The sequence below is a fragment of the Lederbergia ruris genome (assembly GCF_018332955.1).
GTDB lineage: Bacteria > Bacillota > Bacilli > Bacillales > Bacillaceae_C > Lederbergia > Lederbergia ruris.
This window is the reverse complement of sequence record NZ_BORB01000029.1, coordinates 1-19,463: the sequence shown is the minus strand read 5'-3', so window position 1 is coordinate 19,463 and position 19,463 is coordinate 1. Positions and strand designations below refer to the sequence as shown.

Sequence of the window (19,463 nt, the reverse complement as noted above, 5' to 3'; positions counted from 1 at the left end):
AGTGGGAAAATGGAAGAGAAGTTTGCAGCGCAATTATTTACGGTACGAGAAGAATTAGCTAAAGGAATTGCTCCTGTCTTCCGTGAGATCAAAAAAATGGGATGGGCAGGGGTGCAAATTTCAGCTTTACCACAAGGGTATGATCCACAAGAAGTAGCGGATGCTTTAAAGGAAAATCAACTTGGAACAGCGGGCATGCATATTTCATTAGACCGTCTAGAAAATGATTTAGAAAATGTTGTGAAGGAAGCGGATTTATACGGAACGAAGGATATTGTCTGCCCTTATTTACCGGGCGAATATCAAACGGAAGAGGGTTATAAAGCAGTCCGAAAAAAATTAAATGAAGTCGCCGGGCAACTACCTGATTATCGTATTAGTTACCACAACCATGCTTTTGAATTTGCGACTGAAATCAATGGTGTGTCTGCTCTTGAATATTTATTAGAACCGGTGGAAGAGAATAAAGTTTTAGCAGAAATTGATGTGTATTGGGTAAAAAAAGGCGGCCAAGACCCACTAGCTTTTATTCAACCATATGCGAACAGAATGCCGATTATTCATTTGAAGGATATGACCAATGATGAACAAGAGACATTCGCTGAAATTGGCACAGGAAAAATTGACTTTATTCCAATTTTACAATGGGGTGAGAAGTCAGGGGTAGAATGGTATGCGGTGGAGCAAGATTCTTGCCCAGGAAACCCGCTAGATAGTCTAGCATTGAGCTTAGAGAATTTACTTAAATTGAAGGAAAAAATTTAAACTAAAAGTGCTTTTCTCAGCTTTTTCAGAATAATGATGTTGTTAGGTTCAAAATCACCTGATGGCATGAAAGTTTAATAGAAAAACAAAGGGAGGCTTTTTATCCGTGACAATCTTAAAAGTAGGCATTATTGGATTAGGAAATATGGGGACAAGTCACGCCAAGCGTTTGTTCAATCGTGAAATAGATGGTGCGATTTTAACGGCCGTTTGTGATGTGCGCGAAGAGCGAATGGTCAAAGCGAGAGAAGAATTTGGGGATCGGGTTAAACGGTTTTTGTCGATCGATGAATTTTTTACTGATGCTGATATTGATGGAGTGATTATTGCGACTCCACATTATGACCATCCGCCCCTTGCGATTAGGGCTTTTGAAAAGGGTTGGCATGTTTTATGTGAAAAGCCTGCGGGCGTTTATACGAAAAATGTTCGTTTGATGAATGAGGCAGCGGCTAAAAGTGGAAAAGTGTTTAGTATGATGTTTAATCAGCGAACAAACCCTCTTTATCAAAAAATGCGCGAGCTGATTCAGTCAGGTGAATTAGGAGAAATCAAACGAACAAACTGGATAATCACAGATTGGTATAGGGCGCAAAGTTATTATGATTCAGGCGGCTGGCGTGCCACGTGGGAAGGTGAGGGTGGAGGTGTGATGTTGAATCAGTCACCTCATCAACTTGACTTATGGCAATGGATTACGGGTATGATGCCGACCAGAATCCGTTCATTCTGTGGATTTGGAAAATACCATGATATTGAAGTGGAAGACGATGTGACGGCCTATGTTGAATATGAAAATGGCGCTACGGGCTTATTTGTCACGTCAACGGGTGAGGCACCTGGCACCAATCGTTTTGAAGTTGCTGGCGATCGTGGAAAACTTGTGATCGAAAATGGGAATTTAACCTTTTGGCGGCTAAGACAATCTGAGCGTGAATTTAATCAAACTTTTACAGGCGGTTTTGGCGAACCAGAATGTTGGAAGATTGATATTCCAGTACGTGGCAAAAATAATCAACATTTAGGGATTTTAGAGAATTGGGTGGATGCCATTTTAAATGGAGCAGAACTACTAGCACCAGGTGAAGAGGGCATTAAAAGCTTAGCGATTTCAAATGGTGTCTATTTATCTAGTTGGTTGGATGACTGGGTAGAACTGCCAATTGATGAAGATCTTTATTATGAAAAGTTACAAGAGAAAATTGCGACATCAACATTCCGCAAGGATACAACAAAAGATATTACATTAGATGTGAGTGGTACGCATTAAAAAAAGGAGGGTGCTTCATGGCGAAAGATGGAATGAATTATGCTCCAAAAGGCAAACCCAATCGTGTTGTTAAAGATGGGGAGTTTGTGATTGCGGCGATGGCACTTGACCATGGTCATATTTATGGAATGTGTAATGGGCTAATCGAGGCGGGAGCGAGCTTGAAATGGGTGTATGATCCTGACCCCAAAAAGGTTGAAAAATTTGTGGAAACTTATCCGAATGTTCGAGCAGCTGCAAGCGAGGAAGAGATTTTGCAGGATCCTGAAGTGAAACTTGTGGCAGCCGCAGCGATTCCTTGTGAACGCGGCCCACTTGGCATTCGCGTAATGGACAGTGGAAAGGATTATTTTACGGACAAAACACCTTTTACAACGTTGGAGCAATTAGAGGATGCGAAGGCAGCGGTTAAGCGAACAGGTCAAAAGTATATGGTTTATTATTCAGAAAGACTTCATGTGGAAAGCGCTGTTTTTGCCGGTGAGTTGATTGAACAAGGAGTAATTGGCCGCGTTATTCAGGTAACCAATTTAGCTCCACACCGACTAAACGCACCATCAAGACCGGAATGGTTTTTTGAAAAAGAAAAATATGGCGGTATTCTTTGTGATATCGGCAGCCACCAAATTGAACAGTTTTTATTTTACACAGGCAATACAGATGCAAAGGTTGTGCGCAGTCAGGTCGCAAATTACGCCAACAAGGATTACCCTGAATTAGAAGACTTTGGGGATTGTATGATTGTTGGCGAAAATGGGACCAGTCACTACTTCCGTGTCGATTGGCTTACACCAGACGGATCAGAAGTTTGGGGTGATGGGAGAGCCATTATTCTTGGAACAGACGGGTATATTGAAATCCGTAAATACATTGATGTAGGTCGAGAACGTGAAGGAAATCAGGTTTATTTAGTGAACCAAGAAGGTACCTTCCATTATTCGGTAAAAGGCAAAGTGGGTTTTCCTTTCTTCGGTGAACTTATTTTAGATTGCTTGAATCGAACGGAAAACGCGATGACACAGGCACACGCCTTTAAAACAGCTGAACTTTGTTTAATTGCACAAAAGGAAGCAGTAAGATTAGAATAGAATCTTTACATTAAGAAACTCTGTTGGCCAATGGCTAATAGAGTTTTTTTAATTTCCTTAATTAAAATTAATTATTTTTAAATTAATATATTTAATAAATATTGATTAAAAAATTAATATGTATTATTATTGAATTAATAAATTTAATATAAGGAGGTAAAATGTGGGGTATCCATTAATTACAACTTGCCCAGTGTGCTCACAAAAGCTAAAGATTACGAAACTTCAATGCCATCATTGTCATACGACCATCGAAAATGATTTCGACCTATCAAGCTGGGCATCGCTCACACCAGAACAATTGCATTTTATTGGGATCTTTTTGAAAAGCCGGGGAAATATTAAAGAAGTTGAGAAAGAGCTGGGGATTTCTTACCCAACAGTCCGCGGAAAACTAAACGATGTGGTTGCGGCGCTTGGCTATACAGAAAAGAAAGAAGTGAAAAGTAAAACAGAGGAAAAACATGTGATTACCATGTTGGAAAATGGCGAAATCACGGCAGATGAGGCTTTGCGTCTGTTGAAAGATGAATAATGAGAGGATGATTTGGCATGAAAGAAGAAATCAAGAAAATTTTAGCAATGATGGAAGAGGGGAAATTGGACTCAGAAGAGGCAACCTCTTTGATCCAAGCTTTACAGGAAAAAGAAGTTGTGGAAACGAAAGTGGAACGTACTGATTATTTAAATAAATTTTTGAAGATCCGTATCAAGGATGAAGAGGATAGGGTGAATGTGAACTTGCCATTGCGATTGGTGAAGGTAGCTTTACAGTCTGGATTAAGCATTGCTTCTAAAATCCCTGAATCAGCTAAATATGTAGAGGGAATCGACAAAGTTGATGTGGACCTTATATTAGAAGCAATTGAGCATGAAGCAGAAGGACAAATTGTGGATATCACAAGTGGAGATGGAGAACAAGTTTCAATTGTGATTGAGTGAGAAAACCATGTTAAAAATAACGATTAAACAAGAGAACCAAAAACCGAGGACCATCCGCTTGCCATACTTTTTAATAAATTCTGCTGGTCGAATCGCTACATCCAACCTCTTGTGGAAAATCATAAATTCTAAAAGAAAACAGCAGCAGGAAAAAGCGGAACATGACCAATGGCTATCCCTAGAGCAAATAGAGTGGAAAGACATTCAGCCTTTATTAGAAGAAGTGAAAAAATATAAAGGGCTGACCATCGTGGATGTGCAAGACAAAAATGGGCAAGGTGTTTCGATTGAGCTTTGAGTCCTATTCCCCTTTTTGAGAAAAGGGGGACTTCTTGCGCATAGAGTAAATAGAGGTGATGAAGTGAATCAGAAAGAAAGAACGGTTACTGCCCTCGTGGCTTGCCGTTCCCATAAAAAAAGAGCTTTTTTAGCAAAGCTCTTTTGTATTGCTCCTACCCTATATTGGAGTTTCACTTTATTCAGCAGTATGAATAACAGGTATTTTCTTTATAACCATTTTAGCAACGATGTATAGGCTATATCCAATCACAGCTCCTGATGTATTAAAAACTAAATCATCCAGTGTCCCACGTCTTGTCATCGTAAAGAAGGTTTGGATCAGTTCAATGGTTAAGGATGAGGCAAATCCTAATAAAACAATCATCCATAACCGCTGACAATGTTGAAACAAAAGTGGAACGAATAGCCCGAAAGGAATGAATAAAGCAACGTTTCCGACAGAATATAGCATTTGCAGTTTGGTGTTGGACATATTTTTTAGTTCATAAAAGAGGTGGAAATCGAAATGATACGTTGTTTTTCCACCCCATATTCCAAAAGGGAGATTCCAGTGGAATGGTTGCATGGTCAGGAATATGACAGATAAGAGGTAAACAAAAAACAAATTGACGACCAGTTCTCGAGACGAATCCACATATTTTTTCTTGTATCTTTTATTACGGTACATAATCCAAAGGATACTGAATATACCGAGAATGATAAGTCCTGACCACACTTTTACCGCTCCCTTATAACACGATGTCTCTTTTCTTTTCCCGTCTCCATAATAGCATAATGAATACAATACCTGCTACCAGAAAAAAACTATAACATAACGGGACTAGCCATTGCGGTAAGTCCAAATCGGTAATCCAGTCCAGCAAATAATGTAATCCGAAGGCTAGCAATCCAAAGATAACCGGAACTTGGACGCCAATGAGTGTAATATAATTAGGGACAAGATGGGAGACGGATAGGCTGATTAAGACTAGAATGAATCCCAGTACATAAATGGTAGATTCATGATGACCATTTCTCTTTATCCTTTTAATCCAGCGCTGTTCTTGTTTCATCTAAATTTTCACCACTCAAGCCTTCTGGTTATATATTCGTAATGATTGGGAAAAAAGTTTTAAAAAAGAGAAGATTTTTTGAAAAAGTTGGGAGAGGAATAAAAAAGCTGCCGAGAAATAAAATCTCGGCAGCTTTTTGTGCAGATTGCACTTCTTATTTTTCTAACATCCAAACATGTTGGCGATCTCTTGTTTTTTCTTCGCCTTTATGTTCGATTGTTACTGTATAAGCTTTAAGGTCAGGAAGTTTATCTCCTTGTTGGAGCTCTACGCGTTCTGGATTTTTCACTTTTCCGCCGCCATGACCTACTTCCACATAAGTACCTGCTACGGGTGCTGTGTCACCTGGTTTGTAAAATTGGTTCATAATGTATTTCCCTCACTTTAGATAGATTGCACACTACAAGACATTATAACAAACAATGCATACAAAATGCCAACTCAATCGTAAAAAAAATTTACAAAAAGTACAGCTCCATAAATTTGCCGAGTTGTACCCGAACTACAATGGTAGACACAATCATGTGAATCATGCCCAAAAAGATAAAGGTAGTCATAATTCGGTCATGATCCAGGGTGAATCGTGCCCGAAAAGATGAAGGTAGTCATAATTCGGTCATGATCCGGGGTGAATCGTGCCCGAAAAGATGAAGGTAGTCATAATTCGGACATGATCCAGAGTGAATCGTGCCCGAAAAGACAATGATAGTCATAAATTGGTCGCGATCCTGGGTGAATCGTGCCCGAAAAGACAATGATAGTCATAAATTGGTCGCGATCCTGGGTAAATCGTGCCCGAAAAGGCAATGATAGTCATAAATTGGTCACGATCCAGAGTGAATCGTGCCCGAAAAGACAACGAAGCCCCCAATTCGGTCCCGATACCTATAGTATTTTACTTAAAAATTCTTGCGTCCGTTCATTTTGTGGATTATCGAAGATTTGGTCGGGGTTTCCCTTTTCCATGACAATCCCCTCATCCATAAAGACTACGCGATCACCAACTTCACGGGCAAAGCCCATTTCATGAGTGACGACAACCATGGTCATTCCATCATCTGCTAGATCCTTCATGACTTGTAAGACGTCACCAACTAATTCAGGGTCAAGAGCGGAAGTAGGTTCATCAAAAAGCATGACCTTTGGGTTCATAGCTAAAGCTCGCGCAATGGCCACCCGTTGTTTTTGCCCGCCTGATAGGCTCTGAGGATAGACATGAGCTTTATCGGAAAGCCCGACCTTCTCCAATAAAGGCTGGGCAATTTTCTCAGCATCTGAATTGGACATTCCCTTTACCTTTTGCGGACCCAATGTAATATTTTCTAACACCGATTTATGAGGAAAAAGATTAAAATGTTGAAACACCATGCCTACTTGGGATCGGATATCATTAATATTCACTGCTGGATCGACGATATTATCGCCATCAATGATCACTTCCCCTGATGTAATCTCCTCTAATAAATTGAGGCATCGAAGAAAAGTACTTTTTCCAGAACCAGAGGGTCCGATGACACAGACCACTTCATTTTCCTCAATTTCCATATCGATTCCTTTTAATACTTCCAATTTACCGAAGCTCTTATGCAAATCATTCACCGTAATCATCTTAGACATCCAGCTTCCTTTCTAATCTTTGTAAATAATATGAGGTAGGAACAGTAATGAGAAGATAAAGTATACAAACCATAATTAACGTTTGGAAAGCGGAGAAGGTTGCATTATAATACTGTTTTCCCATATATAGAAGCTCCCCCACAGCAATAACGGAAAAAAGGGAAGTATCTTTCAAACTAATGATAAATTGATTTCCGAGGGGAGGAATCATTCGCTTGAAAGCTTGAGGCCAGATAATATAGCGCATTGTTTGCTTCTCGGTTAGCCCGATGGATCGGCCAGCTTCATGCTGTCCTTTATCAATGGATTTCACTGCGCCACGCACAATTTCCGAGATATAAGCACCTGCATTAATCGTGATGGCAACGATGGATGCCGTGATCTTATCGATATTAAATCCAATTAAATCCTCAGAGAGACCCACATAAATAAATAAAATTTGCACAAGAATGGGGGTTCCACGAACAACTTCAACATAAAAGGTACAAATGCCGCGCAGTATTTTGCTTTTTGATAAGCGACCTAAACCGGCTAAGGCGCCCAGGATAAAACCAAGAATCAGACCTGTAATTGTAATAATTAATGTCCAAAGCAGTCCTTTAAAAAGAAGGGGCAGGCTTTGAATATAGTGACTATCCATGATTGTTTCTAACATTCTCTATTTCTCTCCCTTTTAAATACAGATTTTATATGAGTGAAAAGTCGCAACAAGTTAATGGCACTTGTTGCGACCGGCTGAAAGGCGGGAATGCAACTAATCTATAGATTTACCCCTATAACCAAATGAAGTTTCACTTATTCTTCTCCTAGCCACTCATCCCCAGGTTTTTCACCGAAATATTTTTCATAAATCTCAGCATAAGTTCCATCTTTAATCATGCTTTCTAGGGCTTCGTTCGAGGGATCAACCAATTCAGACCCTTTTTTAAAGGCGATTCCATAGGATTCCCCTTGAAGGATTTCTCCAGTTGTTTTTAATTTTCCTTTTCCCTCTTGAGCGATATAATACTGAACGTTTGGAACATCATATAGGACGCCATCGAGCTTGCCGTTGGCCAAGTTCATATATGCTGTGACAATTTCAGGATAGGCTTCTACTTGAGCCTCTGTATTTTTGCCTAAAAAGCTTTCACTTGTGGATCCTTGACGAGAGCCAATTTTCTTTCCATCCACATCATCAATCGACTCAATATCGCTATCTGTTGGGACCATTAAAATAATACCAGAATCATAATAAGGAATAGAGAAATCAAGTGTTTCTTCACGTTCAGGTGTAATCGACATTCCGGCAATGCCGATTTCATAACGGCCACCTTGCATACCTGCAAGTAGACCATCAAAATCCATTGTTTCAAATTCAACTTCATAGCCAGCACGTTTGGCGATCTCTTTGATTAAGTCAACATCAAAACCTTCTAATTCTCCTGTTTTTGTATTAAGGTATTCAAACGGTTTGAAATTAGAATCGGTTGCAACTGTATAGGTTTTCCCTTTCGTATCACCGTTTCCTTTACTACCATCCGCATTTTCTTTTGTTCCACAAGCTGCAAGCGTTAGCATAATGGAAACCATTGCTACGAGAAAAATAAACTTTTTCTTCAAGATTGTGACACTCCTCTAGTTTTTTTACATCTATTCTCCGTGCTTAGCACTTTTCGATTTCTGTTTCCGAAAGTGGTTGGCAAAGCATAAAATGTTCGTAGTTCGCAGAACAGACGCTTGGGCTTTTATTCCACCCGTTCTTTATTATCTACTAAAGCTGGAATAAAGGAAAAATTCTCAAAACAGTATGAGGATGGATCAGCAAGGATGAGAGCATGTGTCAGCAACGTAAGCTACCATTCTTGTAAAAATCCTCTCTATAAGTCTTGATAACTGTTTGATACCCTTATGGAAAATGAAATAAACATGATTTATGCAAAAGGAAAAAAGTGATTTTAAGGGAGGGGGGATTGATTTTCCCGAGAGAATAATGGAAACATAAAAGTGAGATCCAAGAGGAGTTTGGATGCACAAAAAAGTGAAGGATCATCGAAAACGTCGATCCAAGCTGGAGTTGGATCAACGAAAAAGTGAAAGTTCGTGAAAAACGTCGACCCAAAGTAAGGTTGGATGTACGAAAAGTCGAATGATCATCAAAAACATAGATCCAAGAGCAGGTTGGGTCGACGAAAAAGTGAAAGTTCATGAAAAACGTCGACCCAAAGTAAGGTTGGATGTACGAAAAGTCGAATGATCATCAAAAACATAGATCCAAGAGTATGTTGGGTCTACGAAAAAGTGAAGGATCATCGAGAACGTCGATCCAAGCTTGGGTTGGGTCTACAAAAAAGTGAAGGATCATCAAAAACGTAGGTCCAAAGTGCGCTTGGATCTACGAAAAGACAAAGGACTAGCAAAAAACTGTGGGAGTATTATAGAATGGCTTCATTTATTTTTTCAGATTCATTTCAGCCTTGATTTTTTCTAATAAATGCTGACAGCCTAAGCTTACGAGTTGATATGTCTCCTGAAAGTCGCCTGTATAGTAAGGGTCAGGTACATCTTTTGGTTGATCGGTTAAATCAAGAAGGCGGATCGTATTAGAGTGTGGAGCATGCTCGGAAATTTTCTTAATATTGCCGATATTGCTTTCATCCATTCCAATAATATAATCGAACTTGTTTAAATCTTCTTTCGTAAACTTCCTTGCGAACAACTCATCCGCCTTGATTTGGTATTTATTTAGAATTTCTAAAGTCCCTCGATGGGGGCTAGACCCAACATGCCAATCGCCCGTGCCGGCAGAATCGACTTGGATTTTTTCACTTAAGCCCTCTCTTTTAACGAGGTCACGGAAAATGGCCTCCGCCATGGGAGACCGACAAATATTGCCGAGACAAACAAATAACACGCGAATCATTCGCTTCCCTCCTCTAAAACTGAAATGGCTATTTTTGATAAATCGGCGTCTGCCTGTTCCGTCATCTGTTGAGAAAAAACAAAGGACCATGGTTGCGAAGACATAGGGTCAATTTCTAGTGAAGAAGAGAAGATTCCTTGCGCAATAGTCTCGTTATGATGATCTGTGATTTTAACGGCCTGTTTTTGTAAACGTAAAGGATAGGAAAAGCCATTGTGCAGGAAGACCGTTGCCACAAGTCCACCATTTTTCTTGTATTTTGTCTTAATTGGGGTAGCGGTAAAGGACTCCTCAGGAAGATCGATTGATTGTGCCTTTTGGATATAGAGCTCCTTTTCTTTTTCAGTTAATTGCTGCTCCCAGACAGGATGAAAATGAATAGCTGACATGATCATCATTCCTTAATAAGATTGAGTGATTTTAAACCATTAGCGATACCAGATTCTGTGACACTGGTTGTTTTATGTTTGGCGTACTGATAGAGATCTGGATGTGCATTCCCCATGGCAAATCCTTCTCCTACAGTTTGTAACATTTCTTTATCATTCATACCATCTCCGAAAGCAATCGCATTTTCTCTCGGAATCTGTAAAACTTCTAGTATTTTGTGAATGGCGCCCCCTTTATTTACCCGATCACGTATTACATCATAACAATGGAGTAATGCTTCCACATTGACCTGGGAAAGATGATAGGTGGGATCAAAATGATATAGTTGCTGATCTTCCGGTTTTAGATTGATTAAAGTGGCTCCCAAAATTTGATCGGCCACTTCTTCCGTAAACAATTCGTTTTGTTTTAGTTGAAACATCTCAATAAAATGCTGGACAACAGGCGTATCTAAGCATGTGAAATAGTTTTTTTCGCTTGTATATAGGACCATCTCATGATCGTTCTTTTTCGCGATCTCTAGAAACTGCAACACCGTTTCTCTCTTCATGGGTTCATTGACAACAGGCTCTTCTTTATAAAGTGCAAGAGCTCCATTATAGCCGATAAAAGAATGGACATTCAGCTCCTTTGCCAAATCCCTAATTTCATGTAAAGGTCTGCCGGTGGCAAGGAACACTTCCAATCCCTTTTTTTGCACTTGTCGAATTGCCTCTTTTGTTGAAAGATCATAAGTATGATCTGGTTTTAGGATTGTTCCATCAATATCTAAAAATAATATCTGATAAGTAGACATTTCATTCTCCCCTAGAAGTTTGTTTTCCTCCTAGTTTATCATAGAAAGGGAGCAAAACATACGATACAAAAAGAAGATAGGGAAATTACGCTCATTTTGTCAAGAGAAATGTAAGAACGATTGCTTGACACTCCCGTAGAAATAGGGAATGATAAAATCGTGAAGCTACTATTAAAATATGAGTAAGGAGAGAGCCTAATGAAATATCGTAGACTAGGAAGAACAGGATTAAAAGTTAGTGAGATTAGTTTAGGAAGCTGGCTAACATACGGAAAATCAGTAGAAGATAATACAGCAACAAAGACGATACATAAAGCGTATGATTTAGGAATTAACTTTTTTGACTCTGCAAACGTTTACGAACAAGGGGAAGGTGAAAAGGTTCTTTCTAAAGCATTGAAGGAATTTCCGCGTGAATCTTATGTCATTACAACAAAAGCTTTTTGGCCAATGGGAGAGGGCCCGAACGATAGAGGGCTATCACGTAAGCATGTTTATGAACAAGTTCATAATAGTTTGAAGCGTATGGATCTGGATTATGTGGATATTTTCTATTGTCATCGTTATGATCCCGAGACACCTGTAGAGGAAACGCTTCGTGTGATCGATGACTTAATTCGCCAAGGGAAAATTTTATATGCGGGTGTAAGTGAATGGTCGGCTGCACAAATTGAGGAAGCTGTCGGGATCGCCGATCAAAAATTACTAGATCGCATTGTCGTCAATCAGCCGGTTTATAATATGCTGAACCGTTATATTGAAAAGGAAGTCTTACCTGTATCAAGTAAATACGGGATTGGACAAGTGGTGTTCTCTCCACTCGCTCAAGGTGTTTTAACTGGAAAATACCTTGGTGGTCAAATTCCTGAAACAAGTCGTGCGGCGAATGATGAGATCAATAATGGTGTGAAAGGCATGCTGACAGAAGAAGTATTAGATAAAGTAAGAAAATTAGACGAAGTGGCAAGGGAATTGGATACAACATTACCAGCTCTGGCACTTGCTTGGATTTTGCGACAACCAATGGTCGCGAGTGCTTTAGTAGGGGCTAGTAGACCAGAACAAATTGAGGCCAATGTAAAAGGCAGTGAACTAGAGTTAACCGCCGATGTACTTGATAAAATAGAAGGCATACTTGCCTAAAGGGAAAACTCCGATTTCTTGCATGAAATCGGAGTTTTGTATCGCGAAAATTGGAAAAAGGGTTTTTTAAAAGAAGTTTATTTACATATTAGGAATATATGGATTACAGACAAAAAGAAACTAATTAACAATTGGCAAAAAGACGCAAGCCGTCTATGAGTCGTTGTCTTTTTTCAGAAAGGGTTTTATATCTGAGATGAGCCTTTTAGCATTCCGAATGTCCCTTCATATCATCAATAGTGGCATTATCCTGCCGTACTAGTAGAATAATATAAAACAAAGAAAGGAACTTTATATACATGCAGCAAGAGAATTTTACAAGGGGTTCGATCGGGAAACAATTACTCCTGTTTTCCGGCCCCATTATTTTAACCAATCTTCTTCAAGTGTCCTATCAATTGATTGATAGTTTATGGGTTGGGAACTTGCTTGGTGCTTCAGCGCTCGGAGCGGTGGCAGTATCCAGTACTGTCATTTTTACCGTGTTATCCTTTATCATTGGCGTCAATAATGCCACATTGACGATTTTATCGCAATTGAAAGGAAAGAATGATTTTGTTGGTTTAAAAAAATATACGAATGCCTTCACGATCATTTTAGGAAGCATGGCTGTTATGCTTGGGATTCTCGGCTACCTTTCATCGGAGTGGATTCTCCGTTTGTTAGGAACACCTGAATCCATGTTGGAAGAGGCAACAGGATATTTACGGATAAACTTTTTGGGGATTCTCTTTTTATTTGGCTATAATTTCATTGGAACCGTATTTCGAGCGTTGGGAAACAGTAAAACACCGTTACGATTTGTTGTGATTGCTGTAATCCTAAATACTTTTTTAGATCCGCTGTTTATCTCTGGACTGGATTGGGGGATTCAGGGAGCAGCGTTTGCAACAATTGTAGCGCAAGGGATTGCTTTCATATATGGTGTGTATATAAGTATCTCTCATAAGCAAATTCCTTTTTCGCGTCCTTCTTGGCCAAAGATGGAAGAGGTAAAGTTGATACTGGGACAAGGACTTCCATCTGGATTGCAAATGACGGTCATTTCGGCTGGCTCTGCCGCCATTATGAGTGTCGTCACTTCTTTTGGCAGTGATGCCGTTTCCGGCTTTGGTGCGGCACAACGATTGGAGAGTATTATTATGCTTCCGGCCCAAGCATTAGGAACTTCTGTTAATAGTATGGCGGGCCAAAATATTGCTGTAGGAAAGTGGAGACGGGTACACAAAATTACTTTGAATGCGACAATTTTAAATCTCATTACCATGCTCCTTATTGCACTTTTAATTTTCGTCATAGGTGGTTGGGGGATTCGATTATTTATTTCCGAACCAGAAGCTGTCCGTTTTGGTACAGATTATATAAAAATGGTCGCTTTCTTCTTCCCGTTTTTAGGATTTAACTTTGTTTGGAATGGGGTAGTCCGTGCCTCGGGGGCTGCTTTTCAAGTGCTTATTCTGAACCTAATATCTTTTTGGATATTACGCTTTCCGTTAACCTGGTTGTTTGCCCAATCTTTTGGTGAAAGAGGAATTGCCTATGGATTAGGCAGTAGTTTCGTAATTAGCAGTGTTGTAGCTTTTTGTTATTATCGCTTTGGAAAGTGGAGTGAAAAAGAGTTGCTGAAAGATGATGCCGAAAGTTCGGTGGGATGATTATAAGTGTGTGTTCAAAAAGGAGGATAAAAAGGACCAAGAAGTTCGAGGCGGCGCAGCCTTCGAGCAGCGGAATGTATGCATTTAGATACATGAGCAGCGGAGAAGCAAGCCAACGAAGAAATTCGCAGTGTCATTTTTACCGGACTTTTTGAACATCCTCTATAAAAAATGAGGTGGAGGAATGTTTGTACATCCTGTGGATGATGAGCTCTATTTACGAATGGTGGAGGAAAAAGATGCGGAAGAACTTTTTGAACTAACCGATCAATCAAGGGAGTACTTGCGGGTATGGTTACCATGGATTGACAGAACAAAAAGTAAAGAAGACACGATGCTTTTCATTAAGTCTAGTCAGAAAGAATTTGCGGAATTTACATCCATGAATCTGGTTATTCTATATAAAGAGAAAATGGTGGGTGTAGCAGGATTTAATGAAATGGATGCAGAAAATAAAGTCGTTTCGATTGGCTATTGGTTAGGGAGGGATTTCCAAGGGAAAGGGATTATGACGCGGGCCGTACGTTCCCTAATCGGCTACGCGCTCGACATTCTCCAGTTCAATCGCATTGAAATTCGTGTAGCGGATGGTAATACGAAGAGCCAAGCGATCCCTGAAAAACTTGGTTTTAAAAAAGAAGGAACCATTCGTGAAGCGGAATGGTTATATGACCATTATGTGGATCATTTCATTTATGGTTTACTTGCCGATGATTGGCAAAGTCATGTTAGTATGTAGGGACTTTTTACTTGCTAAATTTCTCCAATTGTTAAATCTTCGTTCATAGTTTATTCATATCTTGTGATTATGATAAAAGTAACATAAATCGCAGGGAGGGCAATAAAAATGCAGGAACAAGATGAATATGAAGTCAGTAATATAACTGAAAGACCGAAAAAGCGTTGGACGAAAGGAAAAACAGCGGTAAAAAAAGTTGTATCTACTGTAAGTGCGGGTGTGATTGGTTCGGTTTTAACTTTAGCTGTTGTCCTCAATACACCACTTTTAAAAGAATCTGAATCGCAAGAGGCGACGGTGGCGAAGGCTGCTGCGGACACAGACCAAAATTCTTCCCAAAATGTTCAGCAACTTTCAGCTGATGCAACATCACTTGCCGATATGGTCGAAAAGGCGTCGAAAACTGTTGTCGGTATTGTCAGTGCGGGCAAAACACAGGGAAATCCATTCGCTCCTCAAAATGAAAGTCAAAGTGAGAAGTCGGGTTCAGGCGTCATTTTTAAAAAGGAAGGTAAAGATGCCTTTATCGTGACGAATAATCATGTGATTGAAGGATCTGATCAAATTGAGGTCAATTTGGAAAACGGCGAAAAACTTGAAGCTGAATTGATCGGGGCAGACGCATTGACGGATTTAGCTGTCCTGAAAATAGATGGTAGTAAAGTTGAATCTGTCATAAGTTTTGGTGATTCCGATACTTTACGTGCGGGTGAGCAAGTTGTGGCGATTGGGAATCCACTTGGACTTGAATTTTCCCGTACCGTTACACAAGGAATTGTGAGTGCTGTGAATCGATCGATTGATGTCGAAACCTCCGCAGGGAAATGGGAATTAAACGTGATTCAAACAGATGCGGCGATTAACCCAGGGAATAGTGGGGGCGCCTTAGTCAACACAAAAGGTGAATTAATCGGGATTAATAGTTTGAAAATTGCCGAGAACGGTGTGGAAGGATTGGGATTTGCGATTCCGATTAATGATGCCAAACCACTTATTGAAGAAATGATCAAACACGGGAAAATTAAACGCCCTTATATGGGCATTAGCATGGTCGACTTTGAGCAAGTTGCTCCCCAATATTTACAACAATTGCCAAAAGAGATTGATGCTGGTGTGATTATTACATCCGTTGATCCTGATTCAGCTGCTGGTAAGGCAGGTTTACAAATGGAAGATATACTAGTTGGGATTAATGACCATAAGATTGAAAATGCGAGTGATTTAAGAAAGCTTTTATATACAGAACTTAAGGTTGGTGATAAAGCCTCACTTCAAGTCTATCGTGATGGGAAAGAGAAGACCTTCTTTATCACTTTAACGGCAAACCCCGAAAGTTAATCTTTATGCAACCACCTCTTGCTCTTGTAAGAGGTGTTTTGTGGTTGCACCAGGCTCTACTTTTCTTTACATTAATGGGGAGGGGGTGCCCAATTTGAAAATATTAGTCATTGAAGATAATGAAAATGTGGCGTCTATGATTGAAATGTTCTTTTTAAAAGAAGGGATTAAAGGAGAATTTGTCCAGGATGGGATCGACGGATATGAACGTGCCAAGCAGGAACAGTGGGATTGTCTAATTATTGATTGGATGCTCCCAGGCATGGATGGAATCAGTATCTGCCGAAAAGTTAGGGAAAATAATAAAACCGTTCCGATTATTATGCTCACAGCGAAAGATACGGAATCTGATCAAGTATTAGGGTTAGAAATGGGGGCCGATGATTATGTGACAAAACCATTTAGCCCTCTTGCTTTAATGGCGAGAATTAAAGCTGTAACACGCAGATCCCAACCTCAACCAAATACGAAAATACACAATAATACAATTGAAACACCTCATTTCAAAGTAAATAAAGATACTCGTGAAGTGCTTCTAGACGGGAGGGCCGTTAAGAATTTAACTCCGAAGGAATTTGATTTGCTTTATCATTTTTTACAGCACCCGAGACAAGTTTTTTCGCGAGAACAATTATTAGATAAAGTATGGGGTTATGACTTTTACGGAGATGACCGAACCGTGGATGTTCATATCAAACGGCTACGCAATAAATTAGGCTCCTCTGATCAACCTTTTTTTAAAACCGTTTGGGGTGTAGGGTATAAATTCGAAGAATCAGATGATGGATTTGAACCACAGGATGGGGAAGATCCCACAAAAGAGAAGCGCCCATGAAAATAAAAATGAAATACTTTTATCAACAGCTTTGGAGTCATGTGAGTGTGATTGTGATTGCAATCCTCATCTTAAGTTTGTTGTTTTCCCATTTTATTGAAAATCTGATTTATCAAGATAAAACCGATGAGCTAACGGCATATGGGAAAAATATTTTAGCAGATCTTGAACAAGGCTATGAATCGGAATCCGTTCTCCAAGAATATGGGCATGTTCTAGCTGGGCGCAATATTCAATACAGTTTATTTGATCCAAGCTCAGCGATTATCTATTCCACAGGAAGAGGGGCAAGAATCAAGCTGGAAACGGAAGAATGGCAGAAAATACAAGATGGTTATACGGTTGTCGTCAAACAGGATTATAAGCGATTTAATGAAGGAGTTACCTTTGTGTTATTACCTTATTTTCGCCACGGCCAATTTGTAGGTGGAATTTTGCTTGCCTCTCCTATTAAAGGATCAAGGGATATTATTTCGCAAATTAATCAATATCTGTTCTATACAGTGTTGGTTGCAGCGGCTGTTGCGTTGCTTCTAAGTTGGATATTATCGGCTTTTCATGTAAGAAGAATTAAGCGACTGCAGGAGGCAACCTCTTTAATTGCGAATGGCGATTATTCTGTGCGTATTCCCTCTTCTGATTTTGATGAAATTGGAGAACTGTCAAAGGATTTTAACCAAATGGTTGAAAAACTAGAAGGATCCATGGAAGAAATTGATCGCTTAGAAAATCGTAGAAGACAATTTATGGCTGATGTTTCTCATGAATTAAGAACTCCCTTAACCACAATCCGAGGTGTGATTGATGGAATTCGCAACCAGATGATTCCTGAATCGGAAAAAGAGCGCGGTATGCTTATGGCGAGTCAAGAAACAAAGCGTTTGATTAGGCTAGTAAATGAAAATCTAGATTATGAAAAAATACGTTCCAATCAAATTAAACTTCATAAGGAGAACCTTCTTCTCGCCGAAGTGATGGAAGTGATTCGGGATCAATTGGAGATTCAAGCTGAAGAAAAACATAATGAGATTGTTCTTGAAGTTGACCAGGATACAATGATTTATGCCGATTATGATCGCTTAACACAAATTTTAATTAATATCACGAAAAATAGCATTCAATTTACGGAAAATGGGACCATTACTTTACGAGGGAAAATGGAAGAACAAGTGACCATTATTGAAATAGAAGATAATGGGATGGGGATGGACCCGCGCGAAATAGAAAGGATTTGGCAGCGTTTCTATAAAGCAATGGTATCACGGACAAACAATCCATATGGAGAATTTGGTCTAGGGCTATCGATTGTCAAACAACTTGTCCAATTGCACAATGGGCAAATTGACGTAAAAAGTGAAAAAGGAAAAGGCACTACATTTATACTAAAATTCCCGATTGAAAAATAAGTATCGAAGTTTTGAGCGTTTTCATATATCATATTGTTAATAGTTTATTCACATTTATCATGTACATTAGTGATAAATGGCTAAGTCCGCTACATCCTGCGGGTTTAAAATGAGTATTGGGGGAGGAAAAAAATGAGTCAACATCAGCAACAAAAAACATCTAGCAAAAAATTCACGATTTCGGTCATTGTCCTGATTTTAATTGGGGCAGCTGTTATTTTTACAGCGGCCTTTGTGAAAAGGGAGATTGTCGCAAATGTCGGGGATGTCAAAATCACGAAGGACGAATTGCATGAGCAACTTATGGACAACTATGGTGATCAGACACTTGACGCGATGATCAATGATAAAATTGTCGATATGGAGATTAAGAAGGAAAAAGTATCCGTCTCTGATGACGAAATAAAAAAAGAAATGGATAAGTATATCGAACAAAGTGGTGGTGAGGAAGCTTTCAATTCAGCTCTACAACAACAAGGTCTGCAGAAAAAAGATGTGAAGAAAGATATTGTCAGGTTCTTATCGATCCAAAAAATCCTTGAACCACGAATTGAAATTACGGATGATGAGATCAAGGAATACTTTGAAAATAATAAAGCCTCCTTTGACCAAGAGGAACAAGTAGAAGCAAGCCACATCTTAGTTAAGGATGAAAAAACAGCGAATGAAGTGAAAAAGAAGTTAGATGATGGGGAAGATTTCGCTAAATTGGCGAAGGAATATTCAAAAGATGAAGCAAATGCTGAATCTGGTGGAGAACTAGGCTTCTTTGGAAAAGGGAAAATGGTCAAAGAATTTGAAGACAAGGCCTTTTCCATGAAAGTAGATGAAATTAGTGATCCAGTGAAAACAGAACACGGCTACCATATCATCAAAGTCACAGATAAAAAAGAAGCCAAAGAAGCAAAATTAGCAGATCATAAAGATGAAATCAAAGAGCAACTATTTGATCAAAAACTACAAACAGAATACCAAACATGGTTAAATGAGAAAAAAGAAGATTATAAAATTAAAAAATCATTAAATTCGGGTAAATAAGTTTTGAGAAAGAGGCTGGGACCGCCTCTTTTCGGATAAACCCCCATTAAGTTAGCGTAAAAGGGGATGTCTAAAAAGTCCCTAAAATAAATCAGGTGGAGAGAAACGATTTGTTTTTCTCCACCTGATTTTGTGTTTTTATGGTTTTTCCCTGAAAATAGTAGGCGAGTGCCTGCCACTTTCAGGA

At 39.4% G+C, this 19,463-nt stretch carries 22 protein-coding genes; 13 read left to right on the top strand and 9 right to left on the bottom strand.

Going from position 1 to position 19,463, the window contains the following annotated elements; genetic code table 11:
• Positions 1-9: 9 nt before the first annotated feature.
• From KI363_RS15100 to KI363_RS15075, 6 genes are all read left to right on the top strand, one after another.
• Entirely contained in the window at positions 10-765 is a 756-nt protein-coding gene (locus KI363_RS15100) for a sugar phosphate isomerase/epimerase family protein (protein ID WP_212966853.1), read from the top strand.
• 106 nt (positions 766-871) lie between these two features.
• Positions 872-2,035 (top strand): Gfo/Idh/MocA family protein, encoded by a 1,164-nt coding sequence (locus tag KI363_RS15095; RefSeq protein WP_212966852.1) that lies wholly within the window; start codon positions 872-874, stop codon positions 2,033-2,035.
• A 17-nt stretch (positions 2,036-2,052) separates the two neighbouring features.
• On the top strand, positions 2,053-3,123 hold the full coding sequence (locus KI363_RS15090) for a Gfo/Idh/MocA family protein (RefSeq protein WP_212966851.1): 1,071 nt from the start codon (positions 2,053-2,055) through the stop codon (positions 3,121-3,123).
• A gap of 163 nt (positions 3,124-3,286) precedes the next feature.
• Complete coding sequence (locus KI363_RS15085) at positions 3,287-3,658, top strand: DUF2089 domain-containing protein (RefSeq protein ID WP_158321254.1); 372 nt, start codon at positions 3,287-3,289, stop codon at positions 3,656-3,658.
• Between the two features lie 17 nt (positions 3,659-3,675).
• A complete protein-coding gene (locus KI363_RS15080; RefSeq protein WP_212966850.1) occupies positions 3,676-4,065 on the top strand; it encodes a hypothetical protein in 390 nt (129 codons plus the stop codon).
• Positions 4,066-4,072: 7 nt separating this feature from the next.
• Positions 4,073-4,363, top strand: a complete 291-nt coding sequence (locus KI363_RS15075) for a hypothetical protein (RefSeq protein ID WP_212966849.1) — start codon at positions 4,073-4,075, stop codon at positions 4,361-4,363.
• A gap of 177 nt (positions 4,364-4,540) precedes the next feature.
• Here the strand turns inward: KI363_RS15075 and KI363_RS15070 are convergent, their stop codons facing one another.
• The 9 genes from KI363_RS15070 to KI363_RS15030 all read right to left on the bottom strand — a co-directional run bounded on the left by KI363_RS15070 (position 4,541) and on the right by KI363_RS15030 (position 11,122).
• On the bottom strand, positions 4,541-5,080 hold the full coding sequence (locus KI363_RS15070; protein ID WP_158321251.1) for a VanZ family protein: 540 nt from the start codon (positions 5,078-5,080) through the stop codon (positions 4,541-4,543).
• Positions 5,081-5,093: 13 nt separating this feature from the next.
• A complete protein-coding gene (locus KI363_RS15065; protein ID WP_212966848.1) occupies positions 5,094-5,417 on the bottom strand; it encodes a hypothetical protein in 324 nt (107 codons plus the stop codon).
• A 154-nt stretch (positions 5,418-5,571) separates the two neighbouring features.
• Positions 5,572-5,784 carry a YjzC family protein gene (locus tag KI363_RS15060; protein ID WP_158321249.1) on the bottom strand — a complete coding sequence of 71 codons (213 nt, stop codon included), beginning with the start codon at positions 5,782-5,784 and terminating at the stop codon, positions 5,572-5,574.
• A gap of 518 nt (positions 5,785-6,302) precedes the next feature.
• Positions 6,303-7,025, bottom strand: coding sequence for an amino acid ABC transporter ATP-binding protein (locus tag KI363_RS15055; RefSeq protein ID WP_158321358.1), 723 nt, complete (start codon positions 7,023-7,025; stop codon positions 6,303-6,305).
• A 1-nt stretch (position 7,026) separates the two neighbouring features.
• Complete coding sequence (locus KI363_RS15050) at positions 7,027-7,689, bottom strand: amino acid ABC transporter permease (protein WP_158321248.1); 663 nt, start codon at positions 7,687-7,689, stop codon at positions 7,027-7,029.
• A gap of 140 nt (positions 7,690-7,829) precedes the next feature.
• Positions 7,830-8,636 (bottom strand): transporter substrate-binding domain-containing protein, encoded by an 807-nt coding sequence (locus KI363_RS15045; RefSeq protein ID WP_246516896.1) that lies wholly within the window; start codon positions 8,634-8,636, stop codon positions 7,830-7,832.
• Positions 8,637-9,465: 829 nt separating this feature from the next.
• Positions 9,466-9,936: a low molecular weight protein-tyrosine-phosphatase gene (locus KI363_RS15040; protein WP_158321246.1), complete on the bottom strand. Its 471-nt coding sequence runs from the start codon at positions 9,934-9,936 to the stop codon at positions 9,466-9,468.
• The gene (locus KI363_RS15035; RefSeq protein WP_212966847.1) at positions 9,933-10,325 is read right to left on the bottom strand and encodes an SLAP domain-containing protein; all 393 of its coding nucleotides are present in this window, start codon (positions 10,323-10,325) and stop codon (positions 9,933-9,935) included. Before KI363_RS15035 ends, KI363_RS15040 begins: the two co-directional genes overlap by 4 nt.
• Positions 10,326-10,330: 5 nt before the next feature.
• The gene (locus KI363_RS15030; RefSeq protein WP_158321244.1) at positions 10,331-11,122 is read right to left on the bottom strand and encodes an HAD family hydrolase; all 792 of its coding nucleotides are present in this window, start codon (positions 11,120-11,122) and stop codon (positions 10,331-10,333) included.
• A 198-nt stretch (positions 11,123-11,320) separates the two neighbouring features.
• On the opposite strand from KI363_RS15030, the gene KI363_RS15025 reads away from it, so the two are divergent.
• The 7 genes from KI363_RS15025 (at position 11,321) to KI363_RS14995 (ending at position 19,276) form a co-directional block, all read left to right on the top strand.
• Positions 11,321-12,265 (top strand): aldo/keto reductase family protein, encoded by a 945-nt coding sequence (locus tag KI363_RS15025; protein ID WP_158321243.1) that lies wholly within the window; start codon positions 11,321-11,323, stop codon positions 12,263-12,265.
• A gap of 299 nt (positions 12,266-12,564) precedes the next feature.
• A complete protein-coding gene (locus KI363_RS15020) occupies positions 12,565-13,920 on the top strand; it encodes an MATE family efflux transporter (protein ID WP_212966846.1) in 1,356 nt (451 codons plus the stop codon).
• A 184-nt stretch (positions 13,921-14,104) separates the two neighbouring features.
• On the top strand, positions 14,105-14,659 hold the full coding sequence (locus tag KI363_RS15015) for a GNAT family N-acetyltransferase (RefSeq protein WP_158321241.1): 555 nt from the start codon (positions 14,105-14,107) through the stop codon (positions 14,657-14,659).
• Between the two features lie 108 nt (positions 14,660-14,767).
• Positions 14,768-15,997, top strand: a complete 1,230-nt coding sequence (locus KI363_RS15010; RefSeq protein WP_158321240.1) for a S1C family serine protease — start codon at positions 14,768-14,770, stop codon at positions 15,995-15,997.
• 94 nt (positions 15,998-16,091) lie between these two features.
• Positions 16,092-16,832: a response regulator transcription factor gene (locus tag KI363_RS15005; RefSeq protein WP_212966845.1), complete on the top strand. Its 741-nt coding sequence runs from the start codon at positions 16,092-16,094 to the stop codon at positions 16,830-16,832.
• Between the two features lie 2 nt (positions 16,833-16,834).
• On the top strand, positions 16,835-18,238 hold the full coding sequence (locus KI363_RS15000) for a sensor histidine kinase (RefSeq protein ID WP_212966878.1): 1,404 nt from the start codon (positions 16,835-16,837) through the stop codon (positions 18,236-18,238).
• Positions 18,239-18,370: 132 nt separating this feature from the next.
• Positions 18,371-19,276 carry a peptidylprolyl isomerase gene (locus KI363_RS14995; protein ID WP_212966844.1) on the top strand — a complete coding sequence of 302 codons (906 nt, stop codon included), beginning with the start codon at positions 18,371-18,373 and terminating at the stop codon, positions 19,274-19,276.
• Positions 19,277-19,463: the final 187 nt, after the last annotated feature.

What these genes read in the sequence shown, in the direction of transcription:
- KI363_RS15100 (WP_212966853.1), top strand. Translation starts at nt 10, where the DNA reads ATGGAAGAGAAGTTTGCAGCGCAATTATTTACGGTACGAGAAGAATTA.
- KI363_RS15090 (WP_212966851.1), top strand. Translation starts at nt 2,053, where the DNA reads ATGGCGAAAGATGGAATGAATTATGCTCCAAAAGGCAAACCCAATCGT.
- KI363_RS15080 (WP_212966850.1), top strand. Translation starts at nt 3,676, where the DNA reads ATGAAAGAAGAAATCAAGAAAATTTTAGCAATGATGGAAGAGGGGAAA.
- KI363_RS15075 (WP_212966849.1), top strand. Translation starts at nt 4,073, where the DNA reads ATGTTAAAAATAACGATTAAACAAGAGAACCAAAAACCGAGGACCATC.
- KI363_RS15065 (WP_212966848.1), bottom strand. Translation starts at nt 5,417, where the DNA reads ATGAAACAAGAACAGCGCTGGATTAAAAGGATAAAGAGAAATGGTCAT.
- KI363_RS15060 (WP_158321249.1), bottom strand. Translation starts at nt 5,784, where the DNA reads ATGAACCAATTTTACAAACCAGGTGACACAGCACCCGTAGCAGGTACT.
- KI363_RS15055 (WP_158321358.1), bottom strand. Translation starts at nt 7,025, where the DNA reads ATGATTACGGTGAATGATTTGCATAAGAGCTTCGGTAAATTGGAAGTA.
- KI363_RS15050 (WP_158321248.1), bottom strand. Translation starts at nt 7,689, where the DNA reads ATGTTAGAAACAATCATGGATAGTCACTATATTCAAAGCCTGCCCCTT.
- KI363_RS15040 (WP_158321246.1), bottom strand. Translation starts at nt 9,936, where the DNA reads ATGATTCGCGTGTTATTTGTTTGTCTCGGCAATATTTGTCGGTCTCCC.
- KI363_RS15035 (WP_212966847.1), bottom strand. Translation starts at nt 10,325, where the DNA reads ATGTCAGCTATTCATTTTCATCCTGTCTGGGAGCAGCAATTAACTGAA.
- KI363_RS15030 (WP_158321244.1), bottom strand. Translation starts at nt 11,122, where the DNA reads ATGTCTACTTATCAGATATTATTTTTAGATATTGATGGAACAATCCTA.
- KI363_RS15025 (WP_158321243.1), top strand. Translation starts at nt 11,321, where the DNA reads ATGAAATATCGTAGACTAGGAAGAACAGGATTAAAAGTTAGTGAGATT.
- KI363_RS15020 (WP_212966846.1), top strand. Translation starts at nt 12,565, where the DNA reads ATGCAGCAAGAGAATTTTACAAGGGGTTCGATCGGGAAACAATTACTC.
- KI363_RS15015 (WP_158321241.1), top strand. Translation starts at nt 14,105, where the DNA reads ATGTTTGTACATCCTGTGGATGATGAGCTCTATTTACGAATGGTGGAG.
- KI363_RS15010 (WP_158321240.1), top strand. Translation starts at nt 14,768, where the DNA reads ATGCAGGAACAAGATGAATATGAAGTCAGTAATATAACTGAAAGACCG.
- KI363_RS14995 (WP_212966844.1), top strand. Translation starts at nt 18,371, where the DNA reads ATGAGTCAACATCAGCAACAAAAAACATCTAGCAAAAAATTCACGATT.